The sequence below is a fragment of the Marvinbryantia formatexigens DSM 14469 genome, from assembly GCF_025148285.1.
GTDB classification, from domain to species: domain Bacteria; phylum Bacillota; class Clostridia; order Lachnospirales; family Lachnospiraceae; genus Marvinbryantia; species Marvinbryantia formatexigens.
On sequence record NZ_CP102268.1, the window covers coordinates 2,191,604 to 2,212,206 of the forward strand.

Sequence of the window (20,603 nt, forward strand, 5' to 3'; positions counted from 1 at the left end):
ATAAGAGTGACCAAAAGGGCTGCCCGTGGAAAACAGGAGACGCTTTTAAATGGGAGCCTGCAGTTCGGCAAGCGGCGCAACCGGCGCAGCTTCGATACAGAAGGACAGACCTTCGAAGATGTCCTCCAGCGTTTCCGTGAGGGCATCCAGTGTGGTGAGAAAAGCAGAGTATTCTCTGGAGGTTTCCGTTTCTTTCCAACAGGGGACAATCAGAAGCACATGATTACCCATTACGGGACCGGTGACAGCCTGCGGAAGATTCTCCAGCACAGTTTCCCGGAATTTCATATAATCCTTCTGAAGATGTACGGCAGAACCGACCGGATTCTGCAGGGCATCTTTTTTCTGCATCAAAAGAGCACGCGCGGCAGCGCGGTCATAACTTCCGGAAGCGGCGGACTGCACAAAAGAGTCTGATTGGCGGACTGTTGCGGATGCAGTCCGGGTACTGGAGCCGCCAGGCTCTCCGGCATCCGCCGGCGCGTGCGGTTCATCTGCAGAGGGCGGCAGTTCACCAAATGTTATTGTGACAATGCGTCCGTAATTCTGGGAAATTCCCAGAAGCGTCTTATATTGTTTCAGTGACTTCGCATAGCTGTCAGGGAAAAACAACTGGTTAATCAGACCGTGCTCCACTACCGGCACAGCAGCGTCAAAGCGCTCCTGAACCATGCGGTTCTGCTGCTGGCGTTTCTGGGAATGAGCGACCATAGAAATTGCCGTCTCCAGCACCGGCACCACCTTTTCGCGAAACAGCGGTTTCGTAATATGCGCAAGGATATTCAGATTTTTCGATTCTGTATGGTAAAACGCTTTGTCGGAGGCGGACACGGTAATAAAGATGCATTTTAAATGAAAGGAGCGGATTTCACGCACTACCTCAAAGCCTCTCATGCCGGGCATCTGAATATTAATGATGGCAATATCCGGGACGAACTTGCGCGCAAGCGTCCGCGTATAAAGCGCCGTTTTCGACACACGGATATCACAGTTCTCATGAAAATGACTGTGAATCATATTAATAAGAGCATCTAAAACAACGCCCTCGTTGTCGGCAAGAAGAATTTTGTACATCTGGCTCCTCCATTTTTTCCTGTCCTGGTCTGCCTGTGATATTTCAGAAATAATTTTAACTGATTTCTTAGTAAAACTCAAGCCAACTCAGGCAAAAATGATTTTGTCCCATTAGATCATCCAGACTGGTACGGTATAATTATCTGCATTAATAGCTGAAAGCTCTGGACGCATGCAGATTAATGCGCCTTTGCCTCTTGGTACGGAGCCCTTATCCAACACGGAGAATGCTCCAACCAGTTCACTTCCGGGATTGACAGAGCGCTTTATCTCTAAAGGATGCAGCTGCCCATTATTTTCGATGACCATGTCTATCTCATTACTGCTTTTGTCACGATAATACCAAAGCAGACAGTCTTGTGCAGCGTTGTGGTAGGTTTTTATAATCTCTGAAACCACATAGTTTTCCAGAATCGCCCCATTTATCGCTCCGTTTTGTAAAATTTCCGGAGAGGTATACCGCGTCAGATAAGACACAAGACCAGTGTCGAAGAAATACATTTTTGGTGTCTTTATGGTGCGTTTCAGCAAATTATTGGAGTAGGGCCGAAGATAGAAGATAATATCGGACTTCTCCAGGACCTGTAGCCAGCGCCTGGCGGTATCGTCTGAAACACCGACATCCTGGGCAATGTCGTGGATATTCAGCATTTGCCCGACCCGGCAGGCGGCGGCACGGATAAAATCCTGAAATTGAAGTTTATCCACAAGAGCTACCAATTCGCTGACGTCCCGGTCAATATAGGTCTGCACGTAGCTGGAATAGAATACATTGCGGTCAGTGAATTTCCCGCTTACATACCCAGGAAGAGAACCTTTCCAGATTCGTTCATAGATTCCGTCCATATTGACAGGGGCACCGATGCTCTTACGCATTTTTAGTGCAGTTAAATCAACGGTAAACGGCATATTTTGTCCAGAACCGTAAATTTCATGTTGAGACAGGCCGGGCATATGCAGAATTGCTACACGTCCGGCCAGCGATTCCTGTGCAAGTTCCATCATTTTAAATGCCTGGGAACCGGTCAGCCAGAAAGAGCCGGGGGCAGCACCATTATCAATAGCAATTTTAATATAAGAAAAGAGCTCAGGCGCATATTGTACTTCGTCAATGAAGATTGGAATGTCGTGAACCTGCAAAAACAGCGCCGGATCATTTTTAGCCATACGTCGCTCTTCTAAATCATCCAGCGTAACATAATTGCGTTCCGGTGTCATTAGCCTGCGCAGGACGGTTGTTTTGCCAACCTGTCTTGGTCCGGTAATCAATAGACAGGAATATTCTTTGGAAAGTGAGAGAATTTTGTCTTCAAGGTCTCGTTTGATATAATTCACAATAAAACCTCCTCCGGCTAAAATAAGATACAATCTTATTTTAGCCGGAGGATTTAAACAAGTCAAGCATAAAAAGAGATACGAATTCATTTGCGCTTTTTGCTGAAATAGTCTATAGTTAATATTGAACATTGTGAATCAGGAGAAGAAAAATTGGAGGATTACAGAGGAACGGCGCGGAACATCGGGGATGTATACCGCCATATTTACAGAAATGAAACAAGCTCGCGGCAGATGGTTGCGGCGGACCTTGGCATCAGCCTTCCGACGGTGACGCAGAATCTGAATTATCTGAGGGAGTGCGGGCTGATTTTTAATGCCGGGGAGTTTGAATCCACCGGCGGACGCAAAGCAAATATGCTCAGCATTGTGCCGGAGGCAAGGCTGGCAGTGGGAATGGATGTTACGCAGACGCATGTATCGGTGGTTCTGACCGATTTGAAGCTGAACATTCTGGATTCGGTAAAAACGCACGTGCTGTTTCGCGATGCGGACGATTACTACGAAATGCTGGCGAATCATGTGAGAATGATACTGGAAAAAAATGAAGTCGACCCGGAGAAATTCCTTGGCGTCGGTATATCGTTGCCGGCGATTGTAAATGAGCGGGAAAATACGAGTTCTTATTCAAAGGTCATCGATATTCCGGACGATTTTTATGTGCAGATGCAGAAAAAGCTGCCGTATCCGGTGCGTCTGTTCAATGATGCAAATGCGGCGGGCTGGACGGAGCTGCAGGCGCGTGGGAAGCTGCAGCCGATGGTATATCTGTCCCTGAGCAACAGCGTGGGCGGCGCTGTCTTAATGAACCGCGTATATACCGGACGGAACTGGCGGGGCGGCGAGTTTGGTCATATGACGATCGTGCCGAATGGAAAAGAGTGTTATTGCGGACGGCGCGGCTGTCTGAATGCGTACTGTTCCGCGAGAGTATTATCGGATTATACAGATGGGGATATCCGGCAGTTTTTCTATGAAATGAAGGCTACCGGAAACCGGGGCTATCGTCGTGCGTTTGAGGATTATATGCAGTATCTCGCATTGGCGGTCAATAATCTGAGGATGTGTTTTGACTGCGATGTGGTGCTCGGCGGTATGGTCGGCGCGTGTATGGAAGATTATATTGAGGAGTTTAAAAAGATAGTAAAGAAGCTGACGCCGTTTGAGAACAGCGCAGAATATGTGAAAATCTGTTCATTCCGCACCGAGCCGTCAGCGGTGGGTGCAGCACTTTATTTCGTCGACGATTTTGTACGGCAGATGTAAAGCAGGTATGTGAGCAAATCCCATTCGCGAAGCGAATTTTAAATGGATTTGCGAAGGTTACTGTGAACGGGGTGAACAGTAACTCAGCGAATGATTTTGTGCTGCTTGTCAAAAATTTATCAAAATTCATCAAAAACGAAGAAAATGGATATGCACTTTGCATATCCATTTTTTGACTTAAATAAAATACTTTTCTTAAGTAAAAATTTAAAGAATATAAAAAAATCAAAAAACACTGAAAAAAGAGAAAGCCATAGGGCAAAATATACAAAAATATAATACCAAATTTGGAGTGATTTTACAAACTTGCGTAAAATGGTTAATAAATGATTGACTAAATTGTAAAAAGAGTATATAACTATGTTAACAAGTTAATCCGTTTTCAGGGAAGTAGGGGACGAAGTATATGGATGAAATCAAATTGAGAGTAAGCGGAATTGAAAAATCATTCCCTGGGGTGAAAGCGCTGAGTAATATCGACTTTGCAGTGCGAAAGGGCACCGTCCATGCACTGTGCGGGGAAAACGGCGCAGGAAAATCCACGTTGATGAAGGTTTTGACCGGTCTGTACAAGGCAGACAAAGGGCAGATTTACATAGACGAAAAGCCGGTCGAAATCAAAAATCCGCTCCAGGCAAGAGAGTACGGGATATCCATGATAGCCCAGGAGCTGAACTATGTATCGGAATTGTCCGTAGAAGAAAACCTGTTTATGGGGCGTCTGCCGGTAAATAAGTTTGGGAAGGTTGACTGGAAAAAGGTCCGTCGCGAAGCGGAGAAGTTTCTGGAAGAAGAGCATTTAAGCTATGCGCCAGACCAGAAGCTGAAAACACTGACCGTTTCCGATATCCAGATGCTGGAGATTATTAAGGCGGTTAATAATAACGCCCAGGTGGTACTCATGGACGAGCCGACTTCCTCCATCTCACAGAAAGAGGTAAAGCTGCTGTTTGAGAAGATTGCGGAGCTGAAGGCAAAGGGTGTAAGCATCATCTATATCTCGCATAAAATGGACGAGGTATTCCAGATTGCCGATGATATCACTATCATCCGTGACGGCGCGGTGGTTTCCTCGGACAGGGCGGAGAATCTGGATATTGAAACAGTCATTGCCCGTATGGTTGGACGGAAAATGGACAATGCATATCCGAAGGAAATCCTTCCGCTTGGCGAAAAGAATTTCGAGGTGCAGAATTTTAATTCCAAAGGCATGTTTGCAGATATCAATTTTTATGCCCGCAAGGGTGAAATTGTTGGATTTGCCGGACTGGTAGGCGCGGGGCGTACCGAAGTCATGCGTGCGATTTTCGGTATGGACCGCAAGGACAGCGGCACAGTGAAGATCGACGGGCAGGAAGTGACGATTAAAAGCCCGCATGACGCCATTGCGAAAAAGCTGATCATGCTGTCGGAGGACCGGAAAGAATACGGTATCATCCCGGTGCGAAGCGTTATGGAAAATGCCAGCATCGCATCGCTGAAACGCTATTTCTACGGCGGAAAGAACCACAGGGGCAAAGAGCGGAAAGAGGTTGGAGAAATATTCCGGAAGATGAATGTGAAAACGCCGTCTCTGGATACACTGATTGCCTCACTGTCCGGCGGAAACGCGCAGAAGGTTCTGCTGGCAAGATGGATGCTCTGCGATCCGGAGATTATGATTCTGGATGAGCCGACAAGAGGAATTGATGTAGGCGCAAAATTTGAGATATACAAACTGATGACGGATATTGTCAAAGAAGGAAAGACGATTGTTATGGTGTCCTCAGAGCTGCCGGAGCTGATTGGCATGTGTGACAGAATTTATGTGATGTGTCAGGGAAGGATCATGGGATGCCTGAGCAGAGAGGAATTTTCGCAGGAAACCATTATGATGCATGCGACCGGTCTTTTCGGCAAGACAGGGAAAGGAGATAAATAATGAAAAAAAATAAACAGCTTTCCGCTTTTTTACAGAGGTTTTCCATTTTTATTGTTTTGATTGTAATGTTTCTGGTCTGTTCTTTGCTCAGCCCGTATTTCCTGAAAACGAACAACCTGATGAACATTGCCAGACAGCTCTGCGTTGGTATTCTGATAGCTTATGGCGAAATGATTCTGATTGTCAGCGGATTCCTGGATTTGTCGGTAGGTTCTGTACTTGCGCTGGCAGGTGTGCTTTCAGTAGCCTGCTACAAAGCGACCGGTTCAATGGCGCTGGCGATTCTGGTAGCGCTGCTGGTAGGTATGGCGTGCAACCTGTTTAATGGTATTTTCGTTGCACAGTTTGAAGTACCGGCGTTTATCGCAACGCTGGGTATGCAGCAGATTGCCCGCGGTATTGCTCTTTACTTTACCGGCGGAGCAAATATCCTGCAGATTGGCAAATATGTCAATATCGGACAGGGCATGATTGGATTTATGCCGGTTCCTGTTATTATTGTTATTGTGATTACGATAGCCGTCTGGTATATGTTTAATCATACCAGTTACGGGCGGAGTCTGTATGCAATCGGCGGCAACCGCAAGGCGGCGGAAGCAAGCGGCATCAACGGAAAGCTGGTAATTTACAAATCGTATCTCATAAACGGTATGCTTGCCGGTCTTGCCGGGGTTATCTTTATGGCGAGAAACAATTCGGGCCTTCCGAATGGTGCGGTCGGCTATGAAATGACCGGTCTGACGGCGGCAATCGTGGGCGGAACCTCTTTCTCCGGCGGTGTCGGCACGGTTATGGGAACGGTGGCAGGTGCTTTTATCATCGGTATCCTGGAAAATATCATGAATCTGCTTGGTGTAAACTCTTACATACAGAATATCATCGAAGGAGCAATTATCGTTATTGCCGTGGCATTTGATATCATGAGCAAGAGCCGCAAGACGAGCAAGATGATTATGGCGGTGGACGATACAAAGAAGGAAAACAGCTCCGCTAAGTAGAATGCGTTACTGCATGGACGCAGTGTTTATTTTACAATATTTACCTACAAAAAAGAAAGGATGGGAAAGAAGAAATGAAGAAAATGAGAAAATTGGCGGCAATGACAATCGCAGCGGCAGTTGCGGCGACATCCATGACGGGCTTCACAGCGTTTGCAGAAGGAGAAACCTATCGCGTTTGTTTCATCGCACGTGCAAGTGCAGATACTTTTGCGGCATGGCTGACAGATTCCATGAAGAAGGCGGCAGACCAGTATGATGATATTGAGCTTACCTGCGTGAGCGGTGAAGCAGATGACAACACAATGGCAACGCTTCTGGAAGACTGTATTACAAAAGAATATGACCTGGTTATCGTACAGTCCAACAACAATGCGGCACAGGCTCCGTATGTAAAGCAGGTTGCGGATGCAGGCATCCCGGTTATCACAACGAACCCGACGACACATCAGAGTGACCTTGACGGTGTGACCGGCGACGAGGAAGTGGACAATGCAGTTATGGCAGGTACCGGTACCGTTGACGCGGACCCGGTTGAGCAGGCTTCCCGCGGTGCAATCCGTGCCGTAGATGAAGTTCCGGAGAATGGAAATGTTGTTGTTCTTCGCGGACCGTCCGGAAACTATCACGCGGAAAAGCGCCGTGAGGCATGGGATACTTATTTCTTCTCAGAGCGCCCGGATGTTACGATTCTTTACGAAGATTATGCAAACTGGAACAATGATGAGGCTATGACTCTGATGGAGACATGGACACAGGGCGGAACCCACATCGATGCAATCATTTCCATGAATGATAACATGGCAGCAGGTGCAATCGAGGCTATCCGCAACAACTCCGAGTATATCAACGAAGACGGCACACCGAATTTCCTGGCATACGGCGTTGACGGAACAGCACAGGGTTGTATGTTGGTTAAGGAAGGTCTGCTTACAGCTACCGCTCTTCAGAATGCAGAAGAAATTGCAAATCTGAACATGGAATACGCGGAGAAGGTTCTGAATGGCGAAATGGAGTACACCGATGTAGCAGATTTCGTGGAAGCTCCGGAAATCAACGCAGATAACGTTGATGAGTTCATCCAGATTTATATCGATAACGGTGAACTTACAGAGGATGCACTTGCAGAGTAAGTAATAAAAAGATATAATGAATCTGTATAGGAAAGTCCTGAGAAAAAGGCAAGGTAAAATATTGTAAATAGCTGCCTGGCAGGCACCCGCCTGCCGGGCAATGCGTTTTACATACAATACAAAAACAGAAAGGGAGCATAAAGACATGAAAATGAGAGCAGCTTTTATGAACGGCATCGATAAAATGATTATCAAGGAAATCGATAAGCCGACGGCAGGAGCAGGACAGGTTGTAGTAAAAATGGAGTATGTCGGGATCTGCGGTTCTGACGTGCATTACTTCCATTCCGGAAGATGCGGTTCCTATGTGGTAACGGACGACGAATTCATGCTGGGACATGAGTGCGCGGGAACTGTTGTGGAAGTAGGCGAGGGATGCAAGGAGCTGAAGGTGGGCGACCGCGTTGCGCTGGAGCCGGGCATCACCTGTGGCGAGTGTGAATTCTGTAAATCGGGACGTTACAATCTTTGCCCGGATGTTGTGTTCCTGGCAACACCGCCGGTACAGGGATGCTACGAGGAATTTATTGCGTTCCCGGAGAATATGTGCTTCAAGCTGCCGGACAACGTTTCCACGAAAGAGGGTGCGCTGGTTGAGCCGCTTTCCGTTGGTATGCACGCTGCAAACCAGGGCGAGGTTACGCTTGGCGATACCGTTCTGATTCTCGGCGGCGGCTGCATCGGTCTGGTGACGATGATGTGCTGTAAGGCGCACGGCGCAAGCAGAATTATCGTGGCGGACCTTGTGGATGCACGTCTGGAAAAGGCAAAAGAGCTTGGCGCAACCGATGTGATCAACAGCGGTAAGGTGGATGTATTTGAGGAAGTGAAGAGACTGACAGACGGAAAGGGCGCCGACAAGGTATTTGAGACGGCAGGCTCTCCGGTGACGATCGCGCAGACTCCGTTCTTCGTAAAGCGCGGCGGTACCATCGTGCTGGTAGGTATTTCCGCAAAAGAGGAAATCACTTATAATTTCGCACAGATTATGGACAAGGAAGCAACCATCAAGTCTGTATTCCGTTACAGAAATGTATATCCGCAGGCAATCGCAGCGATTTCCAGCGGCGCTATCCCGGTAGCGAAGATCGCAACCCACGAATTCGACCTCGACCATATCCAGGAGGCATTTGAGGAAGCCATCAACAACAAGACCGATCTTGTAAAAGCAATTATAAAGGTGAACTAAATATCGTTTACATTAAAACAAAAGAAAATGCCGCGCGGAGAAATCCGGGCGGCGTTTTTTGGGGAGATTTTGCAACATGGAAGCTTGCCGGAAACGTTCCAGAACATTGGGGAAATTCCAAATAGCATTGAAAAACAGAAGTTTTGGGAAAAATTTTCCTAAAAATATTGATAATCCAAAAGTTTTGGGATAAAATATACTAAAAATATTTTTGCAAGGATGATTTTGGAATTTCAGAAGCAAATGGATTGGAGGGATTGCCTGTGGCTGTCAGACGGATAGAGAGAAAAGAGTATCTTGAAAAACTCATTGCATTTCGGGACAAAAATATAATAAAAATCATCACGGGAGTCCGTCGGTGTGGAAAATCAACGCTGATGGAAATGTATCAGGATTATCTGAGAAAAAATGGCGTATCCGGCGAACAGATAGTTGCGGTAAATCTGGAAGATTATGATTTTTATGATTTGCGGGAGCCCAAAGCACTTCATGCATATATAAAGGAACGCCTTGTGCAGGATAAAATGACCTATGTTTTTCTTGACGAAGTACAGCATTGCGATGATTTTGCCGGGGTTCTGGACAGTCTGTTTATTAAAAAGAATGTTGATTTATATGTGACAGGTTCAAATGCTTATATGCTGTCGTCGGAAATTGCCACACTGATTTCGGGACGGTATGTGGAAATCAGGATGCTGCCGTTATCATTTAAAGAATATGTGATGAGCACAGGAAATATGCAGGAGCTTGGGAAAAAGTATGTGACATATCTGGAAAACAGCTCTTTCCCGTATACCTTGGAGCTTGCAGGGCGACCGAAAGAAATCCGGGATTACCTTGATGGAATTTATAACACCATTGTGGTAAAAGATATTGCAAAACGAAATAAGTTTCCGGATACGATGATGCTGGAAAGCATTGTGCGATTTCTGTTTGATAGTATTGGAAGTCCGCTTTCCACAAAGAAAATTGCGGACACTATGACGTCGAACGGCAGAAAAATTGATACAAAAACAGTAGAAAAATATCTGGATGCGTTAATGGAGAGCTACATCATTTATCAGGCAAAAAGATATAATATAAAAGGAAAGCAGTATCTGAAAACGTTGGAAAAATATTATGTGGTGGATATTGGTCTGAGATATATGCTGCTGGGAGCCCGTTCTGCTGATGTGGGCCATATTCTGGAAAATGTAGTTTATCTGGAGCTGATACGCAGAGGGTATGATGTATATGTCGGCAGGCTGGATGAACTTGAAGTTGATTTTGTGGCAATGGATTATAAGAGAATCACATATTATCAGGTGGCGGCTTCTGTGCGCGATGAGCAGACACTGCGGCGGGAGCTGGCGCCGTTGCAGAAAATAAATGACCACTATCCCAAATTTCTTCTTACGCTGGACGAGGACCCGGAGGGGGATTACGAAGGCATCCGGCGGGTAAATGCGCTGGAGTGGCTTATGGGAATGACGGAAATATAGTGTTAAATACAGTGGTTTCGTTGCAATCGTTGTGCAACGAAAAAGAAATCGTTGCAAATCATCTGCAACGATTTCCTGCGATGCAACAGGGCAGCCAGGCTGCCCTTGTTATCTGTTAATCATAATCGATAAATATTTTTTCGTTTCGCCGGAATACATCCGCGTGGATATGGTAGAGCTCCTCCACGAGCGCGGAGCTGATAACGTCGTCCGGTCTGCCGTCGCAAAGGTTCTGACCGCCTTTGAGCACGTAGATGCGGTCGCAGAATTTTGAAGCGAGACTTAAATCGTGCAGTGCGGTCAGCACTGTTTTTTTCGACGCTTTCAGAAGCGACAGCGTTTTTATCTGGCTGCCGATATCCAGATGGTTGGTCGGCTCGTCCAGAATAATCATTTCCGTTTCCTGCGCCAGCGCGCGGGCAATCAGTACCCGCTGCTTTTCACCGCCGGACAGGCTCAGAAAGCTTCTCTCCAGAAAATCTTCCATTCCGACCATTTCCAGCGAATGGCAGACTATCTCGCGGTCATGGTCATTGGCGGCTTCTATCAGACGTTTTCTGGGATAGCGCCCCATCTGCACGACCTCTTCGACGGTGAAGTCAAAATTTGCTTCGCTTTCCTGCGAAACCACCGCGATGCGTTCCGCCATCTGCCGGTTTGACATTTTCAGAAGACTTTTTCCGTCCAGAAGAATATCTCCCGAAACGGGTACAAGCATTTTGTAGATATTTTTCAGCAGCGTCGATTTTCCGCTTCCGTTCGGACCGATGACGCCCACGAATTCCCCCTGGTTTACGGTGAGGGAAATATCCCGGATAATCTCCACCTGCCGGGTGCGGTAGCTTACTTTTTCTGCACTGAGCATAGGTCCGCCTCCTTTAAGATTTCCCGAAGGAATATTTCCGTACCCGTATCATCCACAGGAAGACAGGTGCTCCGAGCATGGAAGTAATAATGCCGATAGGAATTTCGCTGGGCTGGTCGAGCATTCTGGCACCGACGTCCACCCAGACCAGGAAAATCGCTCCCAGCAGCGTGGAAATCGGAATCACCTTCCGGTGGTCCGCACCGACCATCGACCGCACGATATGCGGAATAACAAGTCCGACGAACCCGATGCTGCCGGTTACTGCCACTGCCGTGCCGGTCAGCGCCGCAGACAGAAAGACGGTGATTTTGCGCACAAGATTGATATTGATTCCCAGCGTCACCGCGCTGCTCTCTCCCATAAGAAGCGCGTTCATGGAGGTTGAGAGAGCGTACAGGCACAGAAAGCCCGGTATCAGTACCACAAACAGGGGAAGAAGCTCTTCCCACTGGGCACTGGCTACGCTGCCAAGCGTCCAGAACGTCACCTCCCGGATTTTGCTGTCATCCGGGGCCTTGTAAATGAGAAAGTTTGAAAATGCGGTAAACATGGCGGAAATAGCCGTTCCCACCAGAACCAGCTTGATGGGCGCCACCTCTTTGCCGCTTTTCGCCATGTAATAAACAATTAAAATCGCCGCCATTGCGCCGATAAAAGCGCCGCCCTGGACAGAGTATGCGCCAAGGAAGGAGAGCGCTCCGGTGACGATGGCAAGCGAAGCGCCGAAGGTTGCGCCGGAGGATACGCCGAGCACATAGGGACTTGCCAGCGGATTTTTGGTAAACGACTGCATGGCGACGCCCGAAAGCGTCAGCGCAGAACCTACCATAGCGCCCATCAGCACCCGCGGCGTCCGCAGATGCCAGACGATGTTCTGGGTGCTCATCCGGATATCTTCAACATCGCCTATGCCGGTCAGATGATGAAGAACCACCTGCCAGACCGTTTGGAAAGGGATGCTGACGGGCCCGATTCCGATGGCAAGAATCATCGACAGAATCAATAGTATTAGCAGGAACACGCAGGTTATCCCCACGTGTTCCCTCATGAATTTACATAACCGTTTCATATGAAATTATTCAAAACACTCCGGATGGAATGCCTGGGCAAATTTTTCAATCGTATCGCCCACACGGGTGCTGGCGAATACTTCCGGAAGCGTGATAACAAGGAAGTTTTCGTTCTTGATGGCGGTTACATCGGAAAGGGCTTCGTTGTCCAGCAGGAACTGGATTTTCTCGTCTGCGGTCGTATCGCCGTAATCATTGATGACGATAACCTCCGGGTCCGCCTCTACAACGGCTTCCCAGCTTACGTTGTTCCAGGTCTTTTCAAGGTCCTCAAATACATTGACGCCGCCTGCGTGACGCATCAGCTTTGAGGTGAAGTTATTTCCGGGTGTGTAGGCGCCGCCGTCACGTTCGCTGTCAAAGTTGAATACCCGCACTTCCTCTGTTCCGGCGATTTTTTCTTCGACTGCCGCAATCTGGGCTTTCATACCGTCTACGATTTCATTTGCTTTGTCTTCAACCTGGAAAATCTTGCCGAGGTTGTAAAAATCCTGATAAACATCTTCCACGTCGCAGCCAAGCTTGTAGCCTTCAATGGAAGAAAGGGACATGATGCCGTAATCGCTTAAGGTATCATGTGTGGCAATCGCCGTGTCAGAATCGCTGAAAGCAGAGCTTCTTCCATAAATGAAATCCGGTTCCAGGTCCAGAACTACCTCCAGGGACGGATAACCGTTGTTGTCAGAGATAACCGGCTTTGATTCGTATTCTTCGCGGTACTGCTCCGGAAGCTGGGCGTTGTTATAGCAGGTTCCGATAATTTTGTCGCCGAGACCCAGCGCCATAAGCTGCTCTCCGGTGTTGGGATTGGTGCTGATTACACGCTCCGGAACATGTGTAAAGGTGACCTCCTGGTCGTCCTTTGTCACCAGCGTGAAAGGAAATACGTCGCCATCTGCGGCTTCTGTGCCGTCAGCTTCTGTCTCCGCAGCTTCGGTTTCCACAGCGGCTTCCTGTGTTTCGGCTTCTGTTTCCTCAGCAAAAGCTGCTGCCGGGGAGAGCGCCATTACGCCAGCCATAATCAGTGTCAGTAATTGGTTTCTTTTTTTCATCTTGCACCTCCATAGATATTATGGTCGGGACTTTTGCCCCAACATCATGAAATGAGTGATTGGTTACTGGAAGTCCATAAAAAAGAATCCTGGTCTGGATGCATGCCCGGAAAAGTTGGAGAACTTTTTATGGCTCCTCCAGGACCTGCCACCGGCAGCTCCCTTCGGATGCATGGCAACAAAAAAGCCTGTCTTCACAGACAGGCATACCAGACAGATCGTTTTGTGCGCAGTAGTTGGGACCGGGCTTTGCAGCCGGCTGCATGAACCGGAAAACGGAACTGCTGCGTGTGTCGTAGATACGAACAAATCTGCGAGGATGCTTTGCATGGAAGCTTCTTTCGCACAAGGCAGGCAGGTTTCCTGGCTCACAGATTTGCGCTTGTCCCTCCTTCTCACGGCATTCGCCGCAATGGATATCCGGGGAAGCTCCCTGCTCACAGTGACCGCATCGCTCAGGCTTTTCCTGATTCCCTCTCATTTCCGGATACGGAAATTCACCTGCTTTGTTTCGACAAAATTCATGATAGCATATAGCTGTATGCTTTGCAAGAGAACTTTTTTGTTGATTTTATCTAATCCCAGATGATCAGATGCATGACTTTTTTGGCGGCTGTTACTATTCTTGAAGATAAATAACTTCTGGCAAGTTTTCTTTTGGAATAGCTCCATATTAATAAAGATTATATATTTCGTTGTACTTCTGCTTCGCTTCGTGAAATTTTCCGGATTCACGGAAGCCGTATATTTCCCGGACACTGTAAGGAAGCATTGGCAGCTTTTCCCGTGTTGCGAGCACAAAGTAGTTATCTGATTTCAAAGCAAGCTCCGCGAATTTTTTTGAAGCCAGAAAGCGGCTTCCTTCATCAATAAAAATGATGGAACCGGATATGCCTTCCAACTGCCGCTCCCAGTCTTCGCTGTCTAATGTTCGGCAGGGGAGGTCGCAGGAGACTACAATGCCGCTGTCAGTACCGTATCTTCTATAGTCACGGATAAAATCAATCAATACGGTTTTACCGGAGCCGCTGTCTCCGGTGAGGATGGTGATATTTCTTCTAATGGTAAAATCGTATCGGATTTTCTTTGATTCAACAATGATTCTGTGAGCGCCCTTCATAATATATTACTCCTGTTTCATTTTGTTCAGATATTCAGAGGCAACGGGAATCAGCTCTTTCATCGAATGCACGATTTCTCCGCTGTTCCCGACAACGATTGTGAATTTTGTGTCTTTCCCAAAATCCATCAGATGCCGGAGATTGATGGTCAGGTTTTTGCTTTCCGCTATTTTCAGAATCCATTTTGCGCAGTTATCCGGAACCTTGAAAGAACTTCTTCCAGAACACGGTCCTACCCGCGATGATGTCATGAAATGGGCCAGAGAGGAAGCCAGACTGGAAACACTCAGATACAAAGAAGAACAGCAGGCCAAGTCGGTTCAGATAACTTTTCACTCTGACCAGAAGCTGGATTATAGTCAGCAGGTCTTTTACCGCGGAGGATATCTTTTTCCACAAGCCTTTTACTATCGTATCCAGCTTGATAAGACTTGCCGAAAGCTCAGAGATAAATATAAATTTAAGTATGATATCAATGCCATCCTTTCCGATCTGATCTATGCCAGGGTTCTGGAACCAGCAAGTAAGCGTTCTTCTTTTAAGATAGCTTCTGAATTCCTGGAAAAACCTTCTTATCAATTACATGATATATACCGGGCTCTTGATGTCCTGGGAAATGAATGCGATTTCATCCAGTCTGAAGTTTATAAAAACAGTCATCTTCTCGGAAAACGAGATGATAAGATACTTTATTATGACTGTACAAACTATTTCTTTGAGATCGAGCAGGAAGATGGGGAGAGAAAATACGGGAAAGGAAAAGAACACCGGCCTAATCCAATCATTCAAATGGGGATGTTTATGGACGGAGCTGGAATTCCTCTTGCTTTTTCCCTTTTTCCCGGAAATGCGAATGAACAAACATCACTAAAACCTCTGGAAGAAAAAGTCCTCCAGGACTTTGGTTGTACAAAATTTATTTACTGCAGTGATGCCGGACTTGGTTCAGAAGCCATTAAAAGAATAAACCATGCAGGCCAGAGAGCTTTTATTGTTACCCAGTCCATCAAAAAGCTGAATAAAGATGACAGGAAATGGGCACTGGACAAAACTGGCTTTAAACGTGTTTCCGATGATTCTCCGGCAGATCTTTCCAGACTTACAGAGGATGATGCCGGCCTGTATTATAAGGATGAACCATATACCCCTCATTCACTGCACCAGCGTCTCATTGTCACTTACTCTCCTAAATATGCAAAATATCAGAAAGCAATACGTGACGCACAGGTAGAGCGTGCCGAAAAAATGCTCCATTCCGGGAAAGTAAAAAAAGAACGCAGAAACCCGAACGATCCCGCACGATTTATAGGTAAGATTGCAGTTACAGAAGAAGGAGAAGCTGCTAAAATCAAGAATTATCTGGATACAGATAAAATAGAAACCGAAGCGCTCTATGATGGAATGTACGCTGTAACTACAGATTTGTTAGATGATGACGTAAAAGATATTTTAAAAGTAAGCGAGGGCCGTTGGGAAATCGAAGAATGTTTCCGCATCATGAAAACAGATTTTGAAGCAAGACCTGTATTTCTTCATGACGATGTGCGTATCAAAGCACATTTCCTGATCTGTTTTCTTGCATTAGTCATATACCGTTACCTTGAAAAAAGTTTGGGAAATGCCTATACCTGTGAAACAATCCTGGACAAACTGAAATCCATGAATTTTGCTGATGTACAGGAACAGGGGTTCATGCCACTTTATACACGGGACAAACTAACCGATGCCTTACACGAAGCATGTGGTTTTGAAACAGACTTTCAATTCATTACAAAAAGCCAAATGAAAACAATCCAGAAAAAAAGTAAAGGGAGAAAATAAAATACCATACTTCAAAACAAGAGCAAAACACCTTGCAACCAGCATAAACACTGGGTTTGCGAGGTGTTTTAGCCTTCTCAACTGTCAAAGATGGGATAATATATTACTCCTGTTTCATTTTGTTCAGATATTCAGAGGCAACGGGAATCAGCTCTTTCATCGAATGCACGATTTCTCCGCTGTTCCCGACAACGATTGTGAATTTTGTGTCTTTCCCAAAATCCATCAGATGCCGGAGATTGATGGTCAGGTTTTTGCTTTCCGCTATTTTCAGAATCCATTTTGCGCAGTTATCCCCGCACGTGGAGGCGTTGAAAATTTTATCCGGTTCATTCAGCATAAGAAGCAGCGTTTTTACACCACCGGATAACCTTTCAGGAGGAATCTGTCCCAAGACCGGGCTCTGGATACATTCGCCGCTCAGAACGTCTGATTTATCTATATCTTTAACCATCTGCTTTGCCAGGGCGGAATCGAACCATTCCGGCTCATAGGTATTTTTAAAATAGACAGCGGTATTGTAGACGCTGTTTTCCATATCGCCAAAAAAAATTGTCAGCATATAAGCACCTCTCTTTTGCTTCCTACGGATTATTTTAGCATTGAACCATTGTAAATGCAATCCGGGCCTTTAAATCCGGTTCGGATACAGAAAGCGTTCCCGGATGAGGTATACGCCGCCAAGAAGCACGGCGGTGTCCTGCAGGGTGGAGGGAACCAGGCGGCAGTAGTCCTTCATGTTGTTGTGGAGCTGCGCCGCGATGTCGTCGCACAGTCCGGCGTGGCACATGGTGAGCGAGCTGTTGAGCACGATGATGTCCGGATTGAAGGTGTTCAGCAGATTGTTGATGCCGACGGACATATATTTGATAAACTGCTGCATGGCGCGCACGGCGGCAGGATCGCCCTGGCGGTAAAGCCTGCCGTAGACCTCTGCGTTTACCGGATAGCCCTTTTGGGCGGAGAGCTCCGCAAACAGTGCGCGCTCAGAGGCATATTGCTCCAGACAGCCGTGATTGCCGCAGGGACAGGGACGTCCGTCTACCTCGATAATAGTATGGCCAAATTCTCCGGCGTAGCCGTTTTTGCCCTTGACGAGCTGGTTTTTCATGATGATGCCGGCGCCGATACCGGAGTGGACGCTGATGTAGAGCATTTCATTGGTATCGTGGCAGTGCGCCCATTCGCCCAGCGCGGAAAGATTCGCCTCATTTTCCATCACGACGGGCACGCCGTAGATATCGCCAAGGCGTGACACAAAATCGATATCCCCGAAAGAAGAATACGGAAGAAAAATGATTTTGTTATGATGGACAACGCCATGAATGCCGAGGGCGATGCCGAGAAGCCCATAGCGTGTCTTCGGGAGCGCGTTTATTGCCCGGTCAATCCGTTCCTTTAAAAGAGGAAGCAGAAGCTCTGTTTTCTCCGGTGTGGGAAACTGCGTCAGACGGCAGTTCCCGCCCAGCAGGTTTGCCGTCATCAGGGTAATATTTTCTGTGGCAAGGTCGATGGCGACGACATAGCCGCAGTCTTTGTTTAACTGAAGAAAAATCGGCTTTCTGCCTTTTCTGCCCTCCGGTGCGGTGTCGCTGCTTTCCGCCTCGAAAATGATGCCGCGGTCGAGAAGTACCTGTACGATGGCGGAGACCGTCGCCTTTGTCAGACCAAGCTCGGAGGCAATGGAAGCACGGGAAATAGCGCCATGCGTGATGATGGTGCGGAGGACCGACTGTGTGTTGATGTCGCGGATGAGTTCCTGATTGCCGGTAAGCATAATTTTTTCTCCTTTTTATGAAATAGGTCTTGCAAAAATACGTTGGATGCGTTATGATAAGTATACCACAATTAGTTTAGAAAGTAAACTAATTCGTAAAATAAAAAAGGGAGGTTTTTCAAATGCAGATTAAAAGCGTAACAGACAGCGCTTTCCGCAAGTACGGACGGGTATTAAACCTGGAAGTTCCGGACCTTTTGAAGCGCCTGGCGGATACGCCGCTTCCGCAGGATGTTGTTTATGTTGCATCTGCACCGGAGCTGGAAGCCTGCGCGGAATATGAGACGATCCGCGACAGTGTATACGGCGGTATGCCGATTCAGATCGGTTATTGCAACGGCAACAATCACAAATTAAATGCCGTAGAGTATCATCGTGATTCCGAGATTAACATTCCGCTGGAGGGCGCGATTTTTATTCTCGGTTCGGAGCAGGATGTGGAGGATGATTTTACATACGATACATCGAAGATGGAAGCTTTTGAGGCTCCGGCAGGAGCAGTGCTGGAGTTTTACGGCACCACGCTTCATTATGCTCCGTGCAACGCGGTAGAAAAGGGCTTCCAGGTGGTAGTTGTGCTTCCGAAGGGAACAAACACCGAGCCGCCGCATCTTTCCGGAAAGCTGCCGGAGGACAAGCTTCTCACCGCAAGAAATAAGTGGCTGATCGCGCACGCAGAGGGCGGCGTGGACGGCGCATTTATCGGCCTGAAGGGCGAAAACTTAGAAGTGTAAGACACATGCGTGCATATTCCGGTGCGCGCGGAACCGGCATCAGTTACCCAAAGCGGGCATGATGCGGGCGCGCAGATTTTTGTGGGTGCGGGAAACGTGAAAAGCCGCGACGCAGACGAAGGAGTGCGCAGCAGAACAAAACGGAAACAAAAATATTTATAATAAGAAAATAACAGGAGGATACTTGAAATGAACAACATGCCAGAAGTAAAAATCGGAATCGTTGCGGTAAGCCGTGACTGCTTCCCGGAGTCTCTGTCCGTAAACAGAAGAAAAGCACTTGTAGAGGCTTACAAAGCAAAATATGATGAGAAGAACATCTACGAATGTCCCATCTGCATCGTTGAGAGTGAAATCCATATGGTGCAGGCTCTGGAGGACGTCAAAGCAGCCGGCTGTAACGCGCTGGTAGTTTACCTTGGCAACTTTGGTCCGGAAATTTCCGAGACACTGCTTGCAAAACATTTCGAGGGACCGAAAATGTTCATCGCAGCAGCAGAAGAAACACAGGAAGACCTGGTTGGCGGCCGCGGCGACGCTTACTGCGGTATGCTGAACGCAAGCTACAACCTGCAGCTCCGCAACGTAGAGGGCTACTACATTCCGGAATATCCGGTTGGTGACGCAGAGGACTGCGCAGACATGATCGCAGAGTTCGTTCCGATCGCACGCGCATATGTCGCAGTAAAGGATCTGAAGATCATCAGCTTTGGTCCGCGTCCGCTCAACTTCCTTGCATGTAACGCACCGATCAAGCAGCTCTTCAACCTTGGCGTTGAAATCGAGGAAAACTCTGAGCTTGACCTGTTCGAAGCATTCAACAAGCACGCAGGCGACCCGCGTATCCCGGACGTTGTAAAGGATATGGAAGCAGAGCTTGGCGAGGGCAACATGAAGCCGGAAGTTCTTCCGAAGCTGGCTCAGTACGAGATCACGCTGCTTGACTGGATTGAGGCACACAAGGGCTACCGGAAATATGTTGCACTGACCACAAAATGCTGGCCGGCATTCCAGACACAGTTCGGATTCGTTCCGTGCTACGTAAACAGCCGTCTGACAGGCCGCGGAATCCCGGTATCCTGCGAGGTTGATATCTACGGAACACTGTCCGAGTTCATCGGTACAGCGGTAAGCGACGACATCGTTACTCTGCTCGACATCAACAACACTGTTCCGAAGGATATGTACAAAGAATCCATCGAGGGCAAATACAACTACAAGCTGAATGATACTTTCATGGGCTTCCACTGCGGAAATACCTGCTCCAAGAAGCTGTCCGCATGCTCCATGAAATATCAGATGATCATGGCAAGAACCCTTCCGGAGGAAGTTACCCAGGGTACGCTTGAAGGCGACATCCAGCCGGGTGAAATCACCTTCTACCGTCTGCAGAGCACCGCAGACAACAAGCTGCGCGCTTACATCGCAGAGGGCGAGATCCTTCCGGTGGCAACACGCTCCTTCGGCGGCATCGGCGTATTCGCTATCCCGGAAATGGGCAGATTCTACCGTCACGTTCTGCTCCAGGGCGGTTATCCGCATCATGGTGCAGTTGCATTCGGACATCATGGAAAAGCACTCTTTGAGGTATTCAAGCTTCTCGGCGTAGACGTAAACGAAATCGGCTACAATCAGCCGGCAGGCGTAAGATATCCGACAGAGAATCCGTGGGGATAAAAAGCCGTGCATGAAAAAAACAAGAAGAGACCGGGGGAGAGCTTGCTCTCCCAACGGTCGGGTTCTTGTTTTTTGAATATAGGGCG

16 protein-coding genes, 2 pseudogenes and 1 riboswitch are annotated in these 20,603 nt (G+C 47.6%); of the genes and pseudogenes, 9 read left to right on the top strand and 9 right to left on the bottom strand.

The genetic code is table 11. The annotated features are described in order from the left end of the window. Positions 1-45: 45 nt before the first annotated feature. Positions 46-1,074 (bottom strand): response regulator transcription factor, encoded by a 1,029-nt coding sequence (locus NQ534_RS10445; protein WP_050778314.1) that lies wholly within the window; start codon positions 1,072-1,074, stop codon positions 46-48. Positions 1,075-1,185: 111 nt separating this feature from the next. Then, positions 1,186-2,409, bottom strand: a complete 1,224-nt coding sequence (locus NQ534_RS10450; RefSeq protein WP_040783292.1) for an ATP-binding protein — start codon at positions 2,407-2,409, stop codon at positions 1,186-1,188. 153 nt (positions 2,410-2,562) lie between these two features. Between NQ534_RS10450 and NQ534_RS10455 the strand changes: the two genes are divergently transcribed. The 6 genes from NQ534_RS10455 to NQ534_RS10480 all read left to right on the top strand — a co-directional run bounded on the left by NQ534_RS10455 (position 2,563) and on the right by NQ534_RS10480 (position 10,397). Next, positions 2,563-3,675, top strand: a complete 1,113-nt coding sequence (locus NQ534_RS10455; protein WP_040783290.1) for an ROK family transcriptional regulator — start codon at positions 2,563-2,565, stop codon at positions 3,673-3,675. 406 nt (positions 3,676-4,081) lie between these two features. After that, positions 4,082-5,596, top strand: a complete 1,515-nt coding sequence (locus NQ534_RS10460; protein WP_006862093.1) for a sugar ABC transporter ATP-binding protein — start codon at positions 4,082-4,084, stop codon at positions 5,594-5,596. Beyond that, positions 5,596-6,594: an ABC transporter permease gene (locus NQ534_RS10465; protein ID WP_074680262.1), complete on the top strand. Its 999-nt coding sequence runs from the start codon at positions 5,596-5,598 to the stop codon at positions 6,592-6,594. The genes NQ534_RS10460 and NQ534_RS10465 overlap by 1 nt, the downstream gene beginning before the upstream one ends. A 74-nt stretch (positions 6,595-6,668) precedes the next feature. Beyond that, positions 6,669-7,727 (top strand): sugar ABC transporter substrate-binding protein, encoded by a 1,059-nt coding sequence (locus NQ534_RS10470; protein ID WP_006862091.1) that lies wholly within the window; start codon positions 6,669-6,671, stop codon positions 7,725-7,727. A 145-nt stretch (positions 7,728-7,872) separates the two neighbouring features. Further along, positions 7,873-8,916, top strand: a complete 1,044-nt coding sequence (locus NQ534_RS10475; protein ID WP_040783353.1) for an NAD(P)-dependent alcohol dehydrogenase — start codon at positions 7,873-7,875, stop codon at positions 8,914-8,916. 263 nt (positions 8,917-9,179) lie between these two features. After that, on the top strand, positions 9,180-10,397 hold the full coding sequence (locus NQ534_RS10480) for an ATP-binding protein (RefSeq protein ID WP_143115906.1): 1,218 nt from the start codon (positions 9,180-9,182) through the stop codon (positions 10,395-10,397). Positions 10,398-10,512: 115 nt separating this feature from the next. Here NQ534_RS10480 and NQ534_RS10485 read toward each other — a convergent pair whose 3' ends face one another. The 5 genes and pseudogenes from NQ534_RS10485 to NQ534_RS21730 all read right to left on the bottom strand — a co-directional run. Beyond that, positions 10,513-11,262 carry an ABC transporter ATP-binding protein gene (locus tag NQ534_RS10485; protein ID WP_006862085.1) on the bottom strand — a complete coding sequence of 250 codons (750 nt, stop codon included), beginning with the start codon at positions 11,260-11,262 and terminating at the stop codon, positions 10,513-10,515. 13 nt (positions 11,263-11,275) lie between these two features. Next, a complete protein-coding gene (locus NQ534_RS10490; protein ID WP_242655349.1) occupies positions 11,276-12,301 on the bottom strand; it encodes a FecCD family ABC transporter permease in 1,026 nt (341 codons plus the stop codon). Between the two features lie 39 nt (positions 12,302-12,340). Next, positions 12,341-13,387: an ABC transporter substrate-binding protein gene (locus tag NQ534_RS10495; protein WP_006862083.1), complete on the bottom strand. Its 1,047-nt coding sequence runs from the start codon at positions 13,385-13,387 to the stop codon at positions 12,341-12,343. 336 nt (positions 13,388-13,723) lie between these two features. Further along, a riboswitch (cobalamin riboswitch) is annotated at positions 13,724-13,907 on the bottom strand. A 153-nt stretch (positions 13,908-14,060) separates the two neighbouring features. Further along, positions 14,061-14,507, bottom strand: coding sequence for a P-loop NTPase family protein (locus NQ534_RS10500; RefSeq protein ID WP_006862081.1), 447 nt, complete (start codon positions 14,505-14,507; stop codon positions 14,061-14,063). A 6-nt stretch (positions 14,508-14,513) separates the two neighbouring features. Beyond that, positions 14,514-14,705 (bottom strand): annotated as a pseudogene (locus NQ534_RS21730) (DUF4869 domain-containing protein); the annotation flags it as partial. Position 14,706: 1 nt separating this feature from the next. Here NQ534_RS21730 and NQ534_RS10510 point away from each other — a divergent pair. Next, positions 14,707-16,329 (top strand): annotated as a pseudogene (locus tag NQ534_RS10510) (IS1634 family transposase); the annotation flags it as partial. A gap of 103 nt (positions 16,330-16,432) precedes the next feature. Here NQ534_RS10510 and NQ534_RS10515 read toward each other — a convergent pair. Next, positions 16,433-16,891, bottom strand: a complete 459-nt coding sequence (locus tag NQ534_RS10515; protein ID WP_006862080.1) for a DUF4869 domain-containing protein — start codon at positions 16,889-16,891, stop codon at positions 16,433-16,435. 69 nt (positions 16,892-16,960) lie between these two features. Continuing rightward, positions 16,961-18,106, bottom strand: a complete 1,146-nt coding sequence (locus NQ534_RS10520; RefSeq protein WP_006862078.1) for an ROK family transcriptional regulator — start codon at positions 18,104-18,106, stop codon at positions 16,961-16,963. A gap of 122 nt (positions 18,107-18,228) precedes the next feature. Between NQ534_RS10520 and NQ534_RS10525 the strand changes: the two genes are divergently transcribed. Continuing rightward, complete coding sequence (locus NQ534_RS10525) at positions 18,229-18,840, top strand: DUF4867 family protein (RefSeq protein WP_006862077.1); 612 nt, start codon at positions 18,229-18,231, stop codon at positions 18,838-18,840. 189 nt (positions 18,841-19,029) lie between these two features. After that, complete coding sequence (locus NQ534_RS10530; RefSeq protein ID WP_006862075.1) at positions 19,030-20,517, top strand: L-fucose/L-arabinose isomerase family protein; 1,488 nt, start codon at positions 19,030-19,032, stop codon at positions 20,515-20,517. Positions 20,518-20,603 lie beyond the last annotated feature (86 nt).